General features: G+C 68.0%; 12 protein-coding genes. 2 read left to right on the top strand and 10 right to left on the bottom strand.

Going from position 1 to position 16,202, the window contains the following annotated elements; genetic code table 11:
- The first annotated feature begins 3 nt into the window (after positions 1 to 3).
- Together ACQEVG_RS04095 and ACQEVG_RS04090 are read left to right on the top strand one after the other, a co-directional pair.
- Positions 4 to 2,226 (top strand): protein kinase domain-containing protein, encoded by a 2,223-nt coding sequence (locus ACQEVG_RS04095; protein ID WP_432977113.1) that lies wholly within the window; start codon positions 4 to 6, stop codon positions 2,224 to 2,226.
- 22 nt (positions 2,227 to 2,248) lie between these two features.
- Positions 2,249 to 4,369: a protein kinase domain-containing protein gene (locus tag ACQEVG_RS04090; RefSeq protein WP_432977110.1), complete on the top strand. Its 2,121-nt coding sequence runs from the start codon at positions 2,249 to 2,251 to the stop codon at positions 4,367 to 4,369.
- Positions 4,370 to 4,405: 36 nt separating this feature from the next.
- Here ACQEVG_RS04090 and ACQEVG_RS04085 read toward each other — a convergent pair whose 3' ends face one another.
- The 10 genes from ACQEVG_RS04085 to ACQEVG_RS04040 all read right to left on the bottom strand — a co-directional run bounded on the left by ACQEVG_RS04085 (position 4,406) and on the right by ACQEVG_RS04040 (position 16,079).
- A complete protein-coding gene (locus ACQEVG_RS04085; RefSeq protein ID WP_432977107.1) occupies positions 4,406 to 4,612 on the bottom strand; it encodes a DUF397 domain-containing protein in 207 nt (68 codons plus the stop codon).
- A gap of 329 nt (positions 4,613 to 4,941) precedes the next feature.
- Positions 4,942 to 5,529, bottom strand: coding sequence for a hypothetical protein (locus tag ACQEVG_RS04080; RefSeq protein ID WP_432977104.1), 588 nt, complete (start codon positions 5,527 to 5,529; stop codon positions 4,942 to 4,944).
- Positions 5,526 to 7,286, bottom strand: coding sequence for an alpha/beta hydrolase (locus tag ACQEVG_RS04075; RefSeq protein WP_432977101.1), 1,761 nt, complete (start codon positions 7,284 to 7,286; stop codon positions 5,526 to 5,528). The genes ACQEVG_RS04080 and ACQEVG_RS04075 overlap by 4 nt, the downstream gene beginning before the upstream one ends.
- Before the next feature lie 32 nt (positions 7,287 to 7,318).
- Positions 7,319 to 7,696 (bottom strand): hypothetical protein, encoded by a 378-nt coding sequence (locus tag ACQEVG_RS04070; RefSeq protein ID WP_432977098.1) that lies wholly within the window; start codon positions 7,694 to 7,696, stop codon positions 7,319 to 7,321.
- A 283-nt stretch (positions 7,697 to 7,979) separates the two neighbouring features.
- Positions 7,980 to 9,356 carry a type VII secretion-associated serine protease mycosin gene (gene mycP, locus ACQEVG_RS04065; protein WP_432977095.1) on the bottom strand — a complete coding sequence of 459 codons (1,377 nt, stop codon included), beginning with the start codon at positions 9,354 to 9,356 and terminating at the stop codon, positions 7,980 to 7,982.
- A 27-nt stretch (positions 9,357 to 9,383) separates the two neighbouring features.
- Positions 9,384 to 10,904 (bottom strand): WXG100 family type VII secretion target, encoded by a 1,521-nt coding sequence (locus ACQEVG_RS04060; RefSeq protein ID WP_432977092.1) that lies wholly within the window; start codon positions 10,902 to 10,904, stop codon positions 9,384 to 9,386.
- A 39-nt stretch (positions 10,905 to 10,943) separates the two neighbouring features.
- Positions 10,944 to 11,456 carry a hypothetical protein gene (locus ACQEVG_RS04055; protein ID WP_432977089.1) on the bottom strand — a complete coding sequence of 171 codons (513 nt, stop codon included), beginning with the start codon at positions 11,454 to 11,456 and terminating at the stop codon, positions 10,944 to 10,946.
- A gap of 98 nt (positions 11,457 to 11,554) precedes the next feature.
- Positions 11,555 to 13,870 (bottom strand): xanthine dehydrogenase family protein molybdopterin-binding subunit, encoded by a 2,316-nt coding sequence (locus tag ACQEVG_RS04050; RefSeq protein WP_432977086.1) that lies wholly within the window; start codon positions 13,868 to 13,870, stop codon positions 11,555 to 11,557.
- Positions 13,867 to 15,186, bottom strand: coding sequence for a 2Fe-2S iron-sulfur cluster-binding protein (locus tag ACQEVG_RS04045; protein ID WP_432977083.1), 1,320 nt, complete (start codon positions 15,184 to 15,186; stop codon positions 13,867 to 13,869). The genes ACQEVG_RS04050 and ACQEVG_RS04045 overlap by 4 nt, the downstream gene beginning before the upstream one ends.
- Entirely contained in the window at positions 15,183 to 16,079 is an 897-nt protein-coding gene (locus ACQEVG_RS04040; protein ID WP_360880102.1) for an FAD binding domain-containing protein, read from the bottom strand. The genes ACQEVG_RS04045 and ACQEVG_RS04040 overlap by 4 nt, the downstream gene beginning before the upstream one ends.
- Positions 16,080 to 16,202 lie beyond the last annotated feature (123 nt).

The raw sequence follows: 16,202 nt of genomic DNA, 5'->3' as shown, positions 1-16,202 counted from the left end.
CCTGTGCTCTCCCCTCTGACGCATGACGATCCCGCCGGTTTCGGTGCGTACCGTCTGATCGCCCGCCTCGGCAGCGGCGGCATGGGCACCGTCTACCTGGCACGCTCGGCCGGCGGCCGGACCGTCGCGCTCAAGACCATGCACGCGGCCATCGCCACCGACCCAGGATTCCGGACCCGCTTCCGGCTGGAGACCGACGCGGCCCGGATCATCGGCGGCCATCACGGCGCGACCGTGGTCGACGCCGACCCGCAGGCCGAAACACCTTGGCTGGCCACCGAGTACGTCCTCGGCCCGCCGCTGGACGACGCGGTCGCCCTGGCCGGGCCGCTGCCGGAGACGTCGATGCGTGCGCTGGGGGCGGCGCTCGCAGGCGCGCTGGCTCAGCTCCACGCGTCGGACGTCGTCCACCGCGACTTGAAGCCGTCGAATGTCATGATCACGGCGTATGGCCCCAAAATCATCGACTTCGGCATCGCCAGGGCGGCGGGCGACGACCGCCTTACTCGTACCGGAGCGGCGGCGGGCACCCCCGCCTTCATGTCACCGGAGCAGGCAACCGGCCAAGAACACACGCCCGCCGGTGACGTCTTTGCCCTGGCAGGCGTCCTGGTCTTCGCCCTGACAGGCCACGGCCCCTTCGGCGCGGGCCAAGCCGCAGACCTCCTCTACCGCGTCCGGTATGCGGAACCAGACCTCACGGGCGTACCCACTGCGTTGGTCCCGGTCCTCACGCGCTGCCTGTCAAAGGACCCGGCGCAGCGGCCGACCACCACGGAGCTGGCGGCCCACCTCCACGACGGCCGCGGCCAATTCGCCGACCACCTCCCGGACATGCTCCTCGCGGAGATTGCCCGTCGTGCTACAGAGGCCTGGCAGCACCAGCCGCACCGCCTCCCAGCGCCGGCCGAGGATTCACTCGCGTCGACAGCGCAGAACACGTCTAAGGTGTCCCGCCGGAAGCTTCTGACAATAGGCGGGGGTTCAGTTCTCGGCGTGGCGTCCGCCGGGGTCGGTGCCTGGTCATGGTTCACCCCCGAGAGTCCTGGCAGGAAGAGCCCCCAGAAGAACCTGGGCATCTCATCACCTTCCCCGAAGAGCCCTGACGCGGACTACGTCTGGCAAGTCGAGGTGACCAAGCCCCCGGGCGATCTGTGGCCCGCAACGGCATCGATTCCCTTTCCCGTCGGTGACCTGCTCGCCCTGGTCGTCAGCAGCGGTCTGGCGGCGGTCGACCCCCGTACCGGGCAGACCGCGTGGATGAGCGGCGGACGCGAGCACTACTGGCAGATCGCTTCTGACGGCGAGGAGATCTACCGCCTCGGCAAGCCCAGAGAGGCAGCAACGGGAGCCGGCGCCAAGCCGCTCCTCATCGAGACAATTGACCTCACCAACGGCAAGCTGAAGAAGAGCTTTCCTCCGTTGAATGGCCTCAACGGAGCCGTCACGGAGAACCAGTTGGTGTGCGTCTCGGGCGGGGTCGTCTACCTGGCCGCCGGCCAGGGCGCCGACACAAAGGCCGGCATCCAGCGTGATCAGCCCTGGTTCCTGACAGCCGTGGACACGCTCGTTGGCAGGGAGCTGTGGAGACAACGTCTCCCAGCCCGACGGGAAGGGTCCAAGCGACTGCACTTCCTCGCGGGCCGGGTGATTGGCGAACGGCTCGTCCTGATCCAGGAGACCGCGGAGGGTGCTGTCCGTGTCGTGGCACGCAATACACGTACCGGAAAGGTCCTTTGGGACAAGCCGATGTACGGCGCCAAGCCGGGCCAGGCGCGCGGAATGCTGTCGACGGACGACACGCACGTCTATTTGGGTCTGGGACCACTACGCGCTCTGCGGCTGAGCGACGGCGGCGAAGCATGGAATTTCCAGAAGAAGAGCCGCGGCCAATTCAACTACTACAACGGCCCACCGGCTGTCGCAAATGGTGTTGTCTACGCCGCGCAGCAGCGTCTCCACCTCATCGGGCTCGAAGCGGCGAGCGGAGGCATTGATTGGCTGAACAAGGACGGCGATGGAACGGATGATCTCACCGCCCCTCCTGTCATCGGCGTAGAGCACATCTACGTCAAAGACGCATCGGGCCTCCGCGGCGTCTCACTCACCGCCCAGACGACAACTCACACATACGAGACCACCGGCACGCGCTTCGTTGCACATCCGCGTGCGCAGATCGTGATCGCCTTGGGCGGCAATTCCCTAACCGCGTTCCCACTCCAGTGAACTCCACAGAAAGCCTCGCCCCATGAACCCGCTCGGCACCGGTGACCCGCTCCGCCTCGGCCCGTACCGCCTTCTCGGCGTGCTCGGCGAAGGCGGGATGGGCAAGGTCTACTTCGGCCAGGACAGCGCGGGCCAGACCGCTGCCGTCAAGGTGCTGCGTCCCGAACTCGCCCACGACCAGCACCTCGCGCAGCGCTTCGTGCGTGAGGCGCAGATGGCCCAGGCCGTGACCAGCAAGGGTGTGGCTCATGTATTGGGGTCGCAGATGGAAGGCGGCCGCCCGTGGATCGCCACCGAGTTCCTGGCGGGACCGACGCTGGACGAGGCGATCCGCTCATACGGGCCCATGGACGACATGACCGTACGAGCTCTCGGCGAAGCCCTCGCCCGCACACTTCACGACATCCATGTCGCAGGGCTTGTCCATCGCGACCTCAAGCCGCCGAACATCGTCATGACGTCTGCCGGACCGCGCGTCATCGACTTCGGCATCGCCCGCCCCGAGCACGGCCTGACGCTCACCACGACAGGCCAGATCCCCGTGACGCCCGGATACGGCGCCCCGGAGCAGATCCTCGGGCAGCGGGTCGGCCCGCCCGCCGACGTGTTCTCTCTCGGAGCCGTACTCGCCTATGCGTCGAGCGGCCGCCGCGCGTTCGACGCCAGCCATGTAGCCGCTGTGCAGTACGAGGTGGTGCACGGCGACCCGGACCTCGCCCTGGTCTCACCGGCACTCCAACCGTTGATCGGGCCGTGTCTCGCCAAGGACGCCGGACTGCGCCCCGCACCGAGCCAGATCGCCACGGCATTCGCACCGCCTCGCCGCGCGGAACGCGCCTGGCGGCAGGGCGCGTTGGCCGACGACATCAAGGCTCGGGAGACGGGAGTCCACCAGCTCACCACCCGGTCCGGCTCGGACACGGAAGGCGCAGTATCCCGCCGTCGGCTTCTGACCACACTCGCGGCTGGCGGAACTGTGCTGGCGGCCGGCGGTGGCGGGGTCGCCTGGTGGCTGCGGCGCGGCGGCAAGAGTTCGAACTCCGGTGCGGAGAGCAAAGCCGCATCCGGTCCCTTCGACATCCCACCTGCGGTGGATACTCCGAAAGCGGGCATCTTGAACCAGAGCAAGGCAGAGGTCAATGGCTTCGGAGAGCGGGAGCTCGCGCCCCTGTGGGGCCCATTGGAAGTGAACGCTGACGACTCGCCGCCGCCCAGGCCTGTGCGCGACGTCATTGTTTTCGGCGCACGTAACGGCGGCCTGGCGGCACATAGCGTCGTCGACGGAACGTTGCGCTGGAGCGCTCCGGAAGTTGTTACTTCCGGCGGGTACGTTTCCCTGTCCGACCAGCTGATTGCCGCCGTCGGCCTCGGAGGCAAGCTGGTGACCTTCGTCGCCTCCACAGGAGAACGCAAGTGGACGGCCCCTGCCGAAGCGCGATACGTCCTCGCCGCCGACAAGGACTCGGTGTACGTGGTGACGACGGACGGCCGAGTGCGGGCCATCGGGCGCTCCGATGCCAAAATCCGTTGGACTGTCGGCAGCCCGGCTGACGTCGTCAAAGCCCCTAGACCTGGTGCAGCCGCCGCCCAGGGCCGCCTCATCTTCGGTGGTAAGGGCGGACTCGTCGCGGCACTCGACACGAGCAACGGCAAGAAGGCATGGACACACGCCACTGAGGCTGAAACCGCCCACACGCCAGCCGTTCATGGAAAGACCGTCTACCTCGGCGGCAAGAACCTGACCGCACGCCGCATCAGCGACGGCATGGAGATCTGGACCAACAAGCCGTACAAGGACTACACCGGCGAACTCTTGCCGTGGTCCACGCCGGAGGTGCTCGGCGACTTCGTATACGCCATGCGCGGCAGATGGGCCCGGTGCGTGAAGCTGACCAACGGAAGCGCCGTCTGGGACGACCGTTTCGATACGGCAAGGGGTGACTTCAACAGCCCCGTCCTGGTCCAGGGCAGCTTCGCCTGGATCGTGCACTACCCCTGGGTGAAAGGGGTAGATCTGGACCAAGGCGAGTCCGCCGCGGTTTACGACCTGACCGAAATTTCCGACCCCCTGGGTTTCGCTGCCGACGGCAACCGCGTGTTCCTGATGACCGAGAAGTCGCTCACAGCACTACCGGTGTTCTAAGCCTCGCGTCGGACCCAGGTGCGGCGTCGGCCAGGCTCAGCTACCCGTGGCGCAAGCGATGAATTCGGCCCAGGTGGCGGGCCCGAACGAGAGCTGGGGACCGTGGGTGTTCTTGGAGCCGCGGACGTGGATCGTGCCGGGGGTGGTGGCGATCTCGACGCAAGCGGGACCATCGTCCGTGCTGTAGCTGCTCTTGTACCACTCCAGCACGGAACCGTCTCCGGCAGAGGGCCTGAGGATCATGTCTGTCCCAGCACTTTCTCGATGCGCCGCCTCGCCCCCGCCGTCGACGCCTGGCTGGAGGGCGGCATCGCCCCGGAGGCCGTACGCCGCACCCTCACCGCAGACCTCCCTACGGAACCGATCCACCACCCGGCAGCCCGGCTGGTCCACCGCCTCACCGATCTGCTGCCGCCACCACTCCCGGCAGTCCCGGAACAGGCCCGCCCGGCCCCGCTCCAGAACTGCGCCCAGTGCGACCGCGCCTTCCGAGCCCCAGAGCCCGGGCAGTGCAGGGACTGCTGCCCACCCACCGAGGTCGCAGCACGCGCTGAACTGCGCCTGAGGAGCGATCAGCTGCTGGGAGATGCTCCCGAGACAGGTGTGCCCGCGGACCAGAAGTCCGACTTTTCGCTAGGCAGAGGAGCCTTCCCACCGTCGTAGGTGGGCCCACCCGGCACCTGCTTCGGCGGCTCGACGTCGGACTTCTCCACACAGGGCGTCGCCACCTCGAAGTGCGCCTGCCCCTGGTAGCCGAACAGCACCCTGATCTGAAAACCGTCCGGCGTCAGGAAGTATGTCGCCGGAGTCTTCTCGCTCTTGTTCGTTCCCCGGTGCGTGAATCCGCTCTTTTCCCACTGGCGCTCCACCACCCCGAGGAAACTCCCCCTTCGTTCAGGGGAGATGACAGTGGTCACGGAGATCCTCCGGGACACCTCGCAGCCGCCGTCCGTGGAAATGCCGTAGGCCCACTTCACTGGCGGCTTGATCGAGTTGATGGTGTCGATCAGCAGCGCGTCGGCGCGTTCTGCCGCCTCTTGCATGTTCATTTCCGGAGCCTTTCGCTCTTCCCCGCTTCCTGACGATCCCGACGTTCCCGTGAGGCCACAGCCAGTGGCGAGCAGTGCCAGCACGGCGGCTGCAGTGAGACGTGCCTTCATCGTCGGGCCTCCGGGGTGATGCCGCCGGGATTGCCGGCCACAATATTGGCGATGCTGTCCGCGGACATCTGATCCTTGTCGGGGTTGAAGTAGTTCGAGTGTGCTTCCAGGGTGAGGTGCCGGACAGGGTTCGGTCCGTCTTCCGTCCTGAACCGGGTGGCACCGAAGCTCTCACTGGCCGGGTCCTTGCCGAACCAGTTGTCATCGTCGCCCGGGTCGCCCAGATCCGCGCCGATGCCCGCACCGGCAACCGCTCCTCCGGGACCTCCAACGGCGAACCCGGTCGCTCCTCCAATGATTCCGCCGACGACCGAGCCACCGGACGGCGCCTTGGTGACAGGATCGTTCTCCGCGGCGCCGACGAAGACATGGTTCTTGGGGACACCCAGGTCCTCCGCGTGATCCACGCCGACACCGGGGCTGCCGACGAGGATGATGTCGTCGACGTCAGGCATGCCACCCGGCTGCTGAGTGGCCGTACCGACGGTCAGTGAGCCGTACGAGTGGCCAATGGCGGTGAGATGCGGGTCGGCGTTCTCGTTGGTCGCCGCCAGCCCGCCCATGAAGCTCTGATAGGCGGGGGCGCCATTCTTGGCGTCCTCGTTGGTCGCGACGTCCACGCTCAACGGTGCGTCGTAGCCGAGCCAGACGATCGAGGCGCTGGACGGATCGATTTCCTGAGCACCGACCGCTGTGTCTTTCGCGCGCTTCAGCGTGCCGCCAGCGAACTCCTCGTCGAGCTTGGTGCTCAGCCCTGGGACATACGCCGACACGTTCTTCGACGTATCCGGGTTTCCGTACGAGACGATCGCGCGGCCGTTTCCTTGATCGCCGACACCCAGGAGATACATGGGAGGCTGACTTCCCTCCCTGAGCTGCTCGTCGATCTTCCGCAGGCCTGCCAGCTTGGTCTGGGATGCCTCGTCGCCCTGCTCCGAAAGCCGGCCCATCAGCTGTGGCATGTAGCTGCGATTGGCTTCGTCACGCGCCCCGGCCGGGATTCCGTCGAGATTGCCGACGGTGTCGGGGTAGACGGCCAGATACTCGATCCGCTGCTCCTCGGTGAGCCCGTCCCACCACGCTTTGCGCTCCGCCGGGGTCTTGCCCGTCGGGATGGCGTCCTTCAGGACGTCGTCCGCCGCTCCATGGACAGCCTTCGCGTCACCGCTGACGTCGGCCCAGGTGTTGTCGGTGACCTCGAGGCCCTGTTCCGCCTTGAGCCTTCGCACAGCCGCGGCGTACTCGCCGTCTATCTCGGTCGCTTCACTGAGAGCGCTTGCTATGTCGTCGGCGATGTCCTGTGCCTTCGCGGCGTTCGGGTTGGGGTTCATCATTGCGACGGGTGCCTTGAGCGCCCGCCCGAAGAAGCCGTGGGCTCCTGTGGCCGTGTCGCCCTGAGGCTGCTGGCCGTCGATCTCCTCCCCCGCCGCCGGGTAACTCACCGAACCATCGTCATGCACCGTGAATTTGTAGTGATCGGCTTCGGCCAGTGCGGTGAGGAGACGGCGTTGGGGAGCGGCCAGTTCCTGGGCCAGACCGCTCAGCGAGGCCTCGAGCAGTCCGCATTCAGTGTGGATGTACTGATAGTTACGGCTGAGACGACCCAGCCGGTACGTGGCGAACATGGCCGCCATGCCCTTCTGAGTGTCGGTCAGCTTGGCAACTACTTCGTTGTCGACTCTCTTACGAGACGTATACGCCCGGTTGCTCACATCGGCCCAGCCTTGGGCCGCCTCGACGAGCTCCGACAGCTTCATATCCTTCAGCTCCTGCAAGGACACCATCGCCGTCACCGCCCGCCCTTGTCCTGGCCCTCAGCGGGCACAGCCTGAGTGAATTTGCCAGCGGTGTACCTCTCGAATTCCCCCTGGTCCTTGGCCACAAGGCGAAGGGGAGTCTCCAGGTTTCCGCACTCGTCTCGGACGGTCTTCAGCCGTTGCTGCCACGAGTAGAGGACGGCGCTGAGCGCAGCGGTGGTCTCCAGTCCCTCGGTGCCGGTGGAGACTCCCTCGTGCCCTTGGCCAAGCTTGGTCAAGCCGGTATCGGTGTCTGTCTTCAGCTCACCGACGACCGTGGCACCGTGCGTCCAAGGGCCCTCCGTGTGCTTCAGCCCGTCGCCACCCTCGCCGCCTCCGCCACCGTCCGGCCCTGCCGAGGCAAGCGTCATTGCACCGCTCGCAGAACCTGGATCAGGCCGGCTCCCCGATGTCTGCTGCCCTTCCAGCTCAACCAGGTGTTGCAGGCTTTGCGGTTGCGTCTCGCTCACCACAACCGTCCCCCCGTCTCATCGCGTTCATCCGCCACAGCTGTTCCGTGCGCATGAAACGCTATCGGACGCGGCATTGCCGTGCGCAAGTGCAATGCGGAATCTCGGAGCATGCACAGCCCACGGCCATACCATCCGAGCCCCCCTGCCACAAGAGCGGCCAGGCTCAGTGGAGACGGGTATGTCAGCCAGGCTGACCCGGTCCCTGATGGCCGCCGTATGGAGAGTTGGCGTCAGGTGCGCCGCCATGAGGGGAACCGTAGGACGGGGGGAATTGCGGCTGATACGGATATGGTGCGGGTGCCACAGCGGGAGCAGGCAGAAGTGCCGCATTGCGACGGCGGGAGCGAATGAGCGTGACGGCGACAGCGGCGCCGATGAGGGCAGCCGCGCCGACGCCCAGGGCGATCCAAAGACCGGTATTGCTGTCGTCCTTGGACGCGTTAGCTGCGGCATCAGGCTGCATCTTGTCGGTCTCGGTGCCACCCGTGGTCTTGGAGGCGCCCGGGGAAGGTGACTTGGGGGCAGCGGCCGCGAGGTCGGGAAGCGGGTACTCGTCGGCGGGGCCGGGGTCGCCGGGGGTCTTCAGGGCAATGCGGGGACGTACGGCTCCATACCCGCCGGCGTCAGTACGGGCTTTGCCGCTCTTTGCTTTTCCAGCCGTGTTGATCAGGACGCGGAGGACCTGGTTATTGGTCCATTGCGGGTACTTGGACCAGATCAGCGCGGCAGAGGCGGATGTGAGAGCGGTGGCATCGCTCGTGCCGTGGCTCTTGCAGATCTGTGTCCCTCCAGGGCACGCGGCGAAGATGTCTTCACCGGGTGCCACAAGGTCCACCTGCGGTCCTCGCTCCGATTCGTTCGTTGTCCGGCCGTTTCTATCGAACGCGGCTACTCCCACGACGCCCGGGACCGCCGCCGGGTACATAACCGGGTTCCCCTTTTCGCCGTCGTTGCCCACGCCTGCAAAAATCAACGATCCCTTACCCAGGGCATACTTCACTGCCTCAGCAACTTCGTCTGACGTCTCTTCATTAGAAGCCAGCGAGATATTGATGACTCGAGCGCCGGAGTCGGAAGCGTGGCGAATCCCCTTACTGAGCGAGCTATTCCACAGCTCAGGGTTAAACCCCAGCTTTGTTCCTTCGTTTCCCTTGGGCATCCTGATCGGCAGGATCTTGGCCCCGGGAGCCAGACCGAATGAGCCCTTCCCACCAGGCCGCTTTCCTGTACCTGCGATCATGGCGGCCATTCCCGAGCCATGCCCCTCGTAGTCCGAGTTCTCATCACCCGGTTGCTTCGAGAGGTCAAGTCCTGGAAGTACCTGCCCGTGCAGATCAGGCAGACGATCGTCGACACCTGAGTCGATGACGGCGACTGTGACGCCCTTGCCTGTGCTGGTTCGCCACATCTCGTCGGCATGCATCGTGTCCAGGTGCCACTGCTGATCGCGGATTGTCTCCGCGTGGGCAGGAGTTGCGGCGATGCCCACCAACAGCATGCCCAAGGCAGCGGATACTGCGCGGCCATGCTTGGCTACTGGACGGCTGCTGGTGTGCATCAGTTCCCTCTCCCCGTCTTGCACGGGTTAGTCAATGACCGGCGGCACAACGCGGCGACCGCCCTGCTGCCAGGTTTCTTCGTCTTCCGACAGGTAGTCCGGGCGCTCGCCGCCCTGCTCATCACGACGAGAGTTGGCACCGTGCGTCCCAGGAGGGATCGCTCCAGCCCGGCCTGCCTGTCCGGGGTGCGTACCCTCGGCAGAGTTCGGGTTAGCACCTCGGACCAGACCCGAGCCCCCTGGCGTGAAGGGCTTAGCGCTGTTCTTTCCGGGCTGCTGAGGCCGACCTCCGACAACACCGCCGGTTTCGGACGCCAGCCGACGGCCACCGGAAATGCCGTTCTGACCGGCGCCTCCTCCGGAATGTCCGCCATGCATGCCGCCCGTGCCCGTGCGACCCATCGGTCCGCGGCCGTTCCCTTCCTGGCCGATCACCGTGCCTCGGGGAAGCCCAGTGGGACGACCCGTGTTTGGCGCGACCTGACGGCCACCGACGATGCCTTCACGCGGCATTCGTGAGTTGATTCCCGCCTGTCCCGGCGGGACGATACCCCGAGCGCTGGGAAAGCCCCTCCCGGGCGCAGTGGTGCTGGGCATGGCTGTCTTGCTGCCACCGAACGTGGGCGGGATCAACCCTGGCGGCGGGACGCCCGGACCCTCATGGCCACTGGGCGGCGGAGTGAGACCCGGCGTAACCGGCGGCGTAGTCGACACCGGCGGAGGCAAAGTCGCGACGCCATCGATTTCCATGCCGACAGGGCGCTCGGGCACGGCGGTATGAGGTGAGACGGTAGCCGGAGGCAGGTGAGTCTTTGCTGAGGTCTCAGTGGGTGCAGAGACCGATCGCTCCGACAGCGAGTGTGAATCGGGAGACGAACGCTGTCTCTGGGCGGTCCCAGAACTGCCAACGTATTCTGCGTCGTGAACGCCCTGGGTAGCGGGCGGCACGAACCGCCCCGGTGGCGGCGGGAACTCCGGCGGATGCAGACTCATGATCTGCTCCCCGGAGTGGGTGTACGTCTGCGCCAGCTTCCTCATTTGATCGGCGGCTTCCAGGCGCCGCTGTTCCATCCCGGCCTGGGCAGCTGAAAGCTGCTTGCTGTACTCAGACGTGTCACCCGCGCCGGGATCGTTACGCGCAGCCCTGAGGACCTCTTTCGCTTCGTTCGCCTGTGTCTCGAGAGACCCGTCCTTCTTCGGCATCGCGCTGTGAGCGGTGGCGATGGCCGTGGCAACATCCTGCAGCCACGACGAAGCCTCCTTGCTGTACTTACCGAGCTCCAAAGTGGCCATGGCCGCCTCGTGACCCCAGTTCCGGAATGCCGTGCCGCCTTCGCCCTCCCAAATGACACGCGTCATATGGGACTTGAGGCCTTCACCAACCTGCGTGATCTTCGAAGCAGCCTTGGACAACTTCTTGGCAAGTTCGGCTGCCGACTCGGCCTTTGTTCCCTCGATCATGGCCAGCAGCTCGTCGTGCGTCTTGGAGTGGAAGTCTGTCTCCACAAGTTCCGGCGTCTTGCGCCCGGTCTGCGCATCGTCAGCCATGGCGAACCACCATTCCTACCTTCCCCGTCCCCGTGTTCATCAGGCTTCGTACTGTTCGGCGCCAGACTGCGAACCGCCGCCACCCGCCTGGTTGGCTCCGCTCTGCTGCGCCTGGCCCTGTTGCTGCTGCGACATCTCGCTGGCGAGCCGCCGCATGCGCTGCCGGATGTCGTAGTCGATGTTCTCGTAGCCCTCCTGAGAAGCCTGCACCGCGATACTCAGACCGTCGATCTGCAACGCCAGAATCTTGGAGAGCTTCTCGAGCTCGTCATGGACGATCGAGTAGGCGCCGTACAGGTATGCGCTCTCCCTGAACTCGGGCTTGCCCAGGTGGCTCTGCTGCAGCCGCTCAGCCGAGACCTTCTCCGGTGCCGCCTCGGAGTCTTCAAGGTCGGCGAGAATTTTGTGGACTTCTGTCCTGAATTCCTTCATCGACTCCATGTCGGTGACCATCTTCGCCACCGCCGCTGCGCTACTCGCCAGAGGGATCAAACCGAACGCGCCGAGCGCCCCCGCCGCCGCTACCGCCCCTGTGCCGTCGTCCTCTGCCACGAACGCCTCCCCGTTTACACACGTCTACAGGGATCACTGTACCGAGCAACACTGACACCTCGCACCCCTGGATTGCACATGCAATGCGCATCACACAGTTACGAGTTGGGAACAGCCACCGCCGCCTGAGCCCTGATCGGGAGCCTGTTGATCGGCCGTCCCGTCGCCGCGCGCACCGCTGAAGCCACCGCCGCCGGGGACGTGACCACCGGGATCGCGCTCGCCGGCTTCGCGCCGAAGGGGGCCACCACGTCGCGTTCTTCGACCAGTTTCACGATGCGAATGTCCGGGGCGTCCAAGGATGTCGGGAGTGCGTAGCCCGTCAGGTCCGGGTGGCGGACCAGGCCGCGGGAGGTGCGGAGGTTCTCTGTCAGGGCCGTGCCGACGCCCTGGGTCACGCCCGCCTCGATGCGGGAAGCCAGTTGGGCCGGGTTGAGGACGCGGCCGACGTCCTGGGCCACCGCCATTTCGACCACGCGGATCGAGCCGAGTTCGATGTCCACGTCGACCACCGCGCGGATGGCGCAGAAGGCGAGGCCCACGAAGGCGTCGCCCTGGCCGGAGTCGTCGAGGGGCTCGGTGGGGTGCGGGCGGCACTGGGCCGTTGCCCACAGTTCCTTGCCGTCCATCGCCTCCGTGACCGTCGTCGACAGCACGCCGTCGTACGACGTGATCTTGCCGTCGGTGATCTGGAGCAGCTCCGTCGACATCCCGAACTTGTGGGCCAGGGGCTGGAGAAGCTGCGTACGGACCATCTTCGCCGCGCGCTCGACCGCGCCGCCCGAGACCCAGGTGTGCCGGCCGTGGGCCGCCGGGCCGGCCGGGGGCTGGTCCGTGTCGACCGAGGCCACGTGGACCTCTTCGATGCCCAGCGTCTCCTGGACGATCTGGCGGGCGAGCGTGGAGAAGCCCTGGCCGGTTTCGACGGCTGCGCAGATGACCGTGGCAACGCCGTCGTGGACCTTGACCGTTGCGGTGGAGACTTCGTCGGTGCCTTCGGCTCCCAGCATGTGGACCATGCCCAGTGCATAGCCGACGCCTCGGCGCACGGCTCCGGGTTCGCCCGCGCCCTCCGGGCCGCCGGGGAGGAGCCAGGCCGCCTCCGGGGTGTCCTTGGGGAGGGTGGGGAGGGGGAAGTCCCGTACGGACTGGAGGAGTTCCGCGACGGGCGCGGGGCAGGTGACCGTCTGGCCGGTGGGGAGGATGTCTCCGGTCGCCAGCGCGTTGCGCAGGCGCAGGTCCACCGGGTCGACGCCCAGCTTCATCGCGAGCTTGTCCATCTGGGCCTCGTAGGCCGCGCACACCTGCATTGCTCCCTCGCCGCGCACATGGCCGGAGGGAGGGTTGTTCGTACGGACCGCCCAGCCTTCGATGAACGCGTGCGGGACTACGTAGGGGCCGCAGGCGAAGGCGACCGCGGCCGCGAGTGATTCGGAGGAGGCGTCGGCGTATGCGCCTGCGTCCAGGAGCAGTTGGGCCTCGACCTTGACCAGGTGGCCCTCAGCGTCCGCGTGGTGGCGGTAGCGCAGCAGCGTCGGGTGGCGGTGGGCGTGGCCGAGGAAGGACTCCTCGCGGGTCGCCGTCAGCTTGACCGGGCAGCCGGTCTTCAACGCCAGTAGGCCCAGCGGGAGTTGGAAGCCAGGATCCTCGCGGTCGCCCGTCGCGCCCGGGACGCCCGTGACCACGACCTTCACCCGGTCGGGCTCCAGACCGAAGCACGCGGCCGCCAGATCGCGGTCGGTGTGGGGGTCGGTGGATGCGACGTACAGTTCCACGCCGCCGTCCGGGCGCGGCACGGCGAGGCCCGCCTCGGCGCCGATGGGGGCGGGGTCCTGGCGGCCGATGCGATACAGGCCCTCGACGATCACCTCGCCCGTCACATCCGGGTCGCCGTAGCGCAGCGGGATGTGGCGGATGAGGTTGCCGTCGGGGTGGAGCGGCTCGGCGGCGAAGGCCTTCTCGGGGTCGGTGACCGGCTCCAGTACCTCGTACTCGACAGCGATGGCCGCCGCCGCGAGGCGGGCCGTGTCGGGGTGGTCCGCGGCGACTGCCGCGATCGCCTCGCCGTGGTGGCGTACGAGCTCGGAGGCGAAGACCGGACGGTCGGCGATTTGTCTGCCGTACGACGAATCACCTGGAATGTCCTGATGTGTCACTACGGCTCGTACGCCGGGCATCTCCAGCGCCGCAGAGGTGTCGATCGAGCCGATACGCGCGTGCGGGTGCGGGGAGCGCAGGATCGCCGCCCACAACAGGCCCTCGGCCCACAGGTCGGCGGCGTACGGAAACGTGCCCTCGGTCTTCGCCCTCGCATCGGCCGGAGGGAGAGAAGCACCGAGGCCGAGAGCCGGCGGCTCCGTCTGGGGAGCGCCGGCCGACTGGGGCGTCGCGGTGGTGGCCGCGTCGTTGCTCACGCCATGCCTCCGTCGTGCGGGTGGTGCTGCACACTACCTGCGCCGGGGGGCGCCTGGTGCGGGATGCGGACTTCCTCACTGGCCTCGTTGGCGGCCGCGGCGCTCGCCGCGCGCTCGGCGACCACTTCGCGTACGGCGTCGAGGACGCCCCGGTAGCCGGAGCAGCGGCAGAGATTGCCGCACAGAGCCTGGCGCGTCTCGAGCTCGGAGGGCGCGTGGTTGCCCTCCAGGAGGTCGTGGACGGTCATGGCCATGCCGGGGACGCAGAAGCCGCACTGGACCGCGCCGCAGGCCGCGAGAGCGCGCTGTACGTCGGAGGGTTCGCCGTCGGTGGCCAGGCCCTCGACCGTACGGACCTCGGAGCCGGCGGCGGTCGCCGCGGGGACCAGGCAGGAGGCGACGAGACGGCCGTCGACCTGGACGTTGCACGCGCCGCACTCGCCCTGCGAGCAGCCGTCCTTGGCACCGGCGAGGCCGAGGCGCTCGCGCAGTACGTACAGGAGCGACTCGCCGATCCAGGCGTCGGTGACGGGGCGGTCGGTGCCGTTGACGCGCAGGACGTAGGAGGTGGGCGGGTGTTCGTCCGTGCCGGTGTGGCCTTCCGCGGCGCCCTCTTCCGACGGGGCGGCATCAGGTGCGGCATCGTGTGCGGTTTCCGGAGCCGCCTCAGGGGTCTCGTCCGCGGTCTGCTCCGGGTCGGCCGCCTCGACCGCCTCCGGCTCCTCGACCGTCTCCGGCTCCGGCGCCCAGGGAGCGCGCGCACCGCCCGGCAGCGTGGCCGGGGCGTCGGGTGAGGGCGCCCACGGGGCCGGCGCACCGCCCGGCGGGGTTACGGGCGGGGTACTCCACTGGGACTGCAGCGCCGTCGTCGTGAACTCGCCGGACTCCTCCGGCAGATCTCCTTGCGCCACCGGGATGGTCCACTGGCCGGTCAGCTCCGAGGCGGCCGCGACCGGCGCGGGCTCCTGCTCCGTGAAGGTCCACTGGCCGGTGGCACGCGGGTCCACGGCTTCTCCGCGCGCGGACTCGGGCTCGGGCCACCGCGCCGCCCCCGGCTCCCCCGTCCCCCGGTGCGCCTCCCAGTTGTCCGTCGCTCCAGGATCGGCCGCGGACGGCGGCAGGGGCGTGATCATCGGCGGTACGTAACCGTGTCCCGGCGCCGCCAGCGGCGCCGCGTCCAGCATGCCCTCGGGCGGCAGCTGCAGGAAGGCCGTGGCCTCGGCGTCGTACTCACCGCCCTGCGGAATCGGCTGCCAGCCCCCGTGCTCCGGCGGGAGCTCGTGCGGCAGTTCGTGCGGGTTCTCCTCATTGCTCACGACAGCGCCCTCCCCAGTGCACGTCGGGCCAGTGCGGCGACGGTGCGCCGCAGATGCAGTACGGCGGGCGGCAGCACGGCCTGCTCCTCGCCCTGCGCGGCCGGCGCCGGGTCCGGGATGCACGCCGCGGCGACGTACTCGCCGAAGGCGGCCAGCGCCTCGACCGCGAGCCCCCGCTCGCCATCCCAGTCGATCAGCGACGCGATCCACCGCTCCGCCTCCAGCGGCCGCAGCGGCATCGGCGCGATGGCGCCCACCGCGCAGCGCACGCCGCGCCGCGCCGGGTCGAGCACGACCGCCACGGAGGCACCGGCGCGACCGGGGCCGGTCCGTCCCGTGGCCTTCAGGAAGACCTGTGGGGCGTGCAGCAGGGGGACGCGTACGAAGCCGATGAGCTCGGCGGGGCCGAGCATCTCTCTGCCCGCCAGCAGGTGCGACACGGGGATCTCACGGCGTGCGCCGCCGGGTCCCGCGATCACCAGGTCCGCCTCCAGGGCGGCCAGCACGGGCAGGGAGTCGCCGGTCGGTGCGGCGGTGGCGATATTGCCGCCGAGGGTGCCGGCGTTGCGGATCTGGGGTGGTCCTGCCGCGCGCGCGGAGGCGGCCAGCGCGGGGATGAGGGCCGCGAAGTCGGGCCGTCCCATCCGGGCATGGGTGAGTCCGGCGCCGAGCAGCGCATGCCCGTCCTGGTAGCGCCAGCCGCGGATCTCGCTGATACGGCCGAGGCCGACGAGTCCGGCGGGGCGCAGCAGGCCCTTGTTGACGGCGGCCATGAGGTCCGTGCCGCCCGCGACGGGCACGGCAGCGGGCATGGCGGTGAGAGCCGCCACGGCCTCGTCGAGCGAAGCCGGCAGCGTCACCGACTGCGCCGTCTGCGGTGCGTGCGTGGTCACCCAGATGCCCCTTCCCGGTGTCCCGGCTGTCCCGCCTCTGTTGCCGTACCGTACGTGCTCACAGCCCGGACGTGGCAACTCTGGCACATCTTCCGAGCCGACCGACGTGAGGGTCCACGAAGG

Origin of the sequence: Streptomyces sp. CA-135486, assembly GCF_050936555.1 — a bacterium.
GTDB lineage: Bacteria > Actinomycetota > Actinomycetes > Streptomycetales > Streptomycetaceae > Streptomyces.
This window is presented reverse-complemented; position numbering and strand designations above follow the sequence as displayed.

What these genes read in the sequence shown, in the direction of transcription:
- ACQEVG_RS04080 (WP_432977104.1), bottom strand. Translation starts at nt 5,529, where the DNA reads ATGAAGGCACGTCTCACTGCAGCCGCCGTGCTGGCACTGCTCGCCACT.
- ACQEVG_RS04075 (WP_432977101.1), bottom strand. Translation starts at nt 7,286, where the DNA reads ATGAAGCTGTCGGAGCTCGTCGAGGCGGCCCAAGGCTGGGCCGATGTG.
- ACQEVG_RS04070 (WP_432977098.1), bottom strand. Translation starts at nt 7,696, where the DNA reads ATGACGCTTGCCTCGGCAGGGCCGGACGGTGGCGGAGGCGGCGAGGGT.
- ACQEVG_RS04060 (WP_432977092.1), bottom strand. Translation starts at nt 10,904, where the DNA reads ATGGCTGACGATGCGCAGACCGGGCGCAAGACGCCGGAACTTGTGGAG.
- ACQEVG_RS04085 (WP_432977107.1), bottom strand. Translation starts at nt 4,612, where the DNA reads ATGATCCTCAGGCCCTCTGCCGGAGACGGTTCCGTGCTGGAGTGGTAC.
- mycP (WP_432977095.1), bottom strand. Translation starts at nt 9,356, where the DNA reads ATGCACACCAGCAGCCGTCCAGTAGCCAAGCATGGCCGCGCAGTATCC.
- ACQEVG_RS04090 (WP_432977110.1), top strand. Translation starts at nt 2,249, where the DNA reads ATGAACCCGCTCGGCACCGGTGACCCGCTCCGCCTCGGCCCGTACCGC.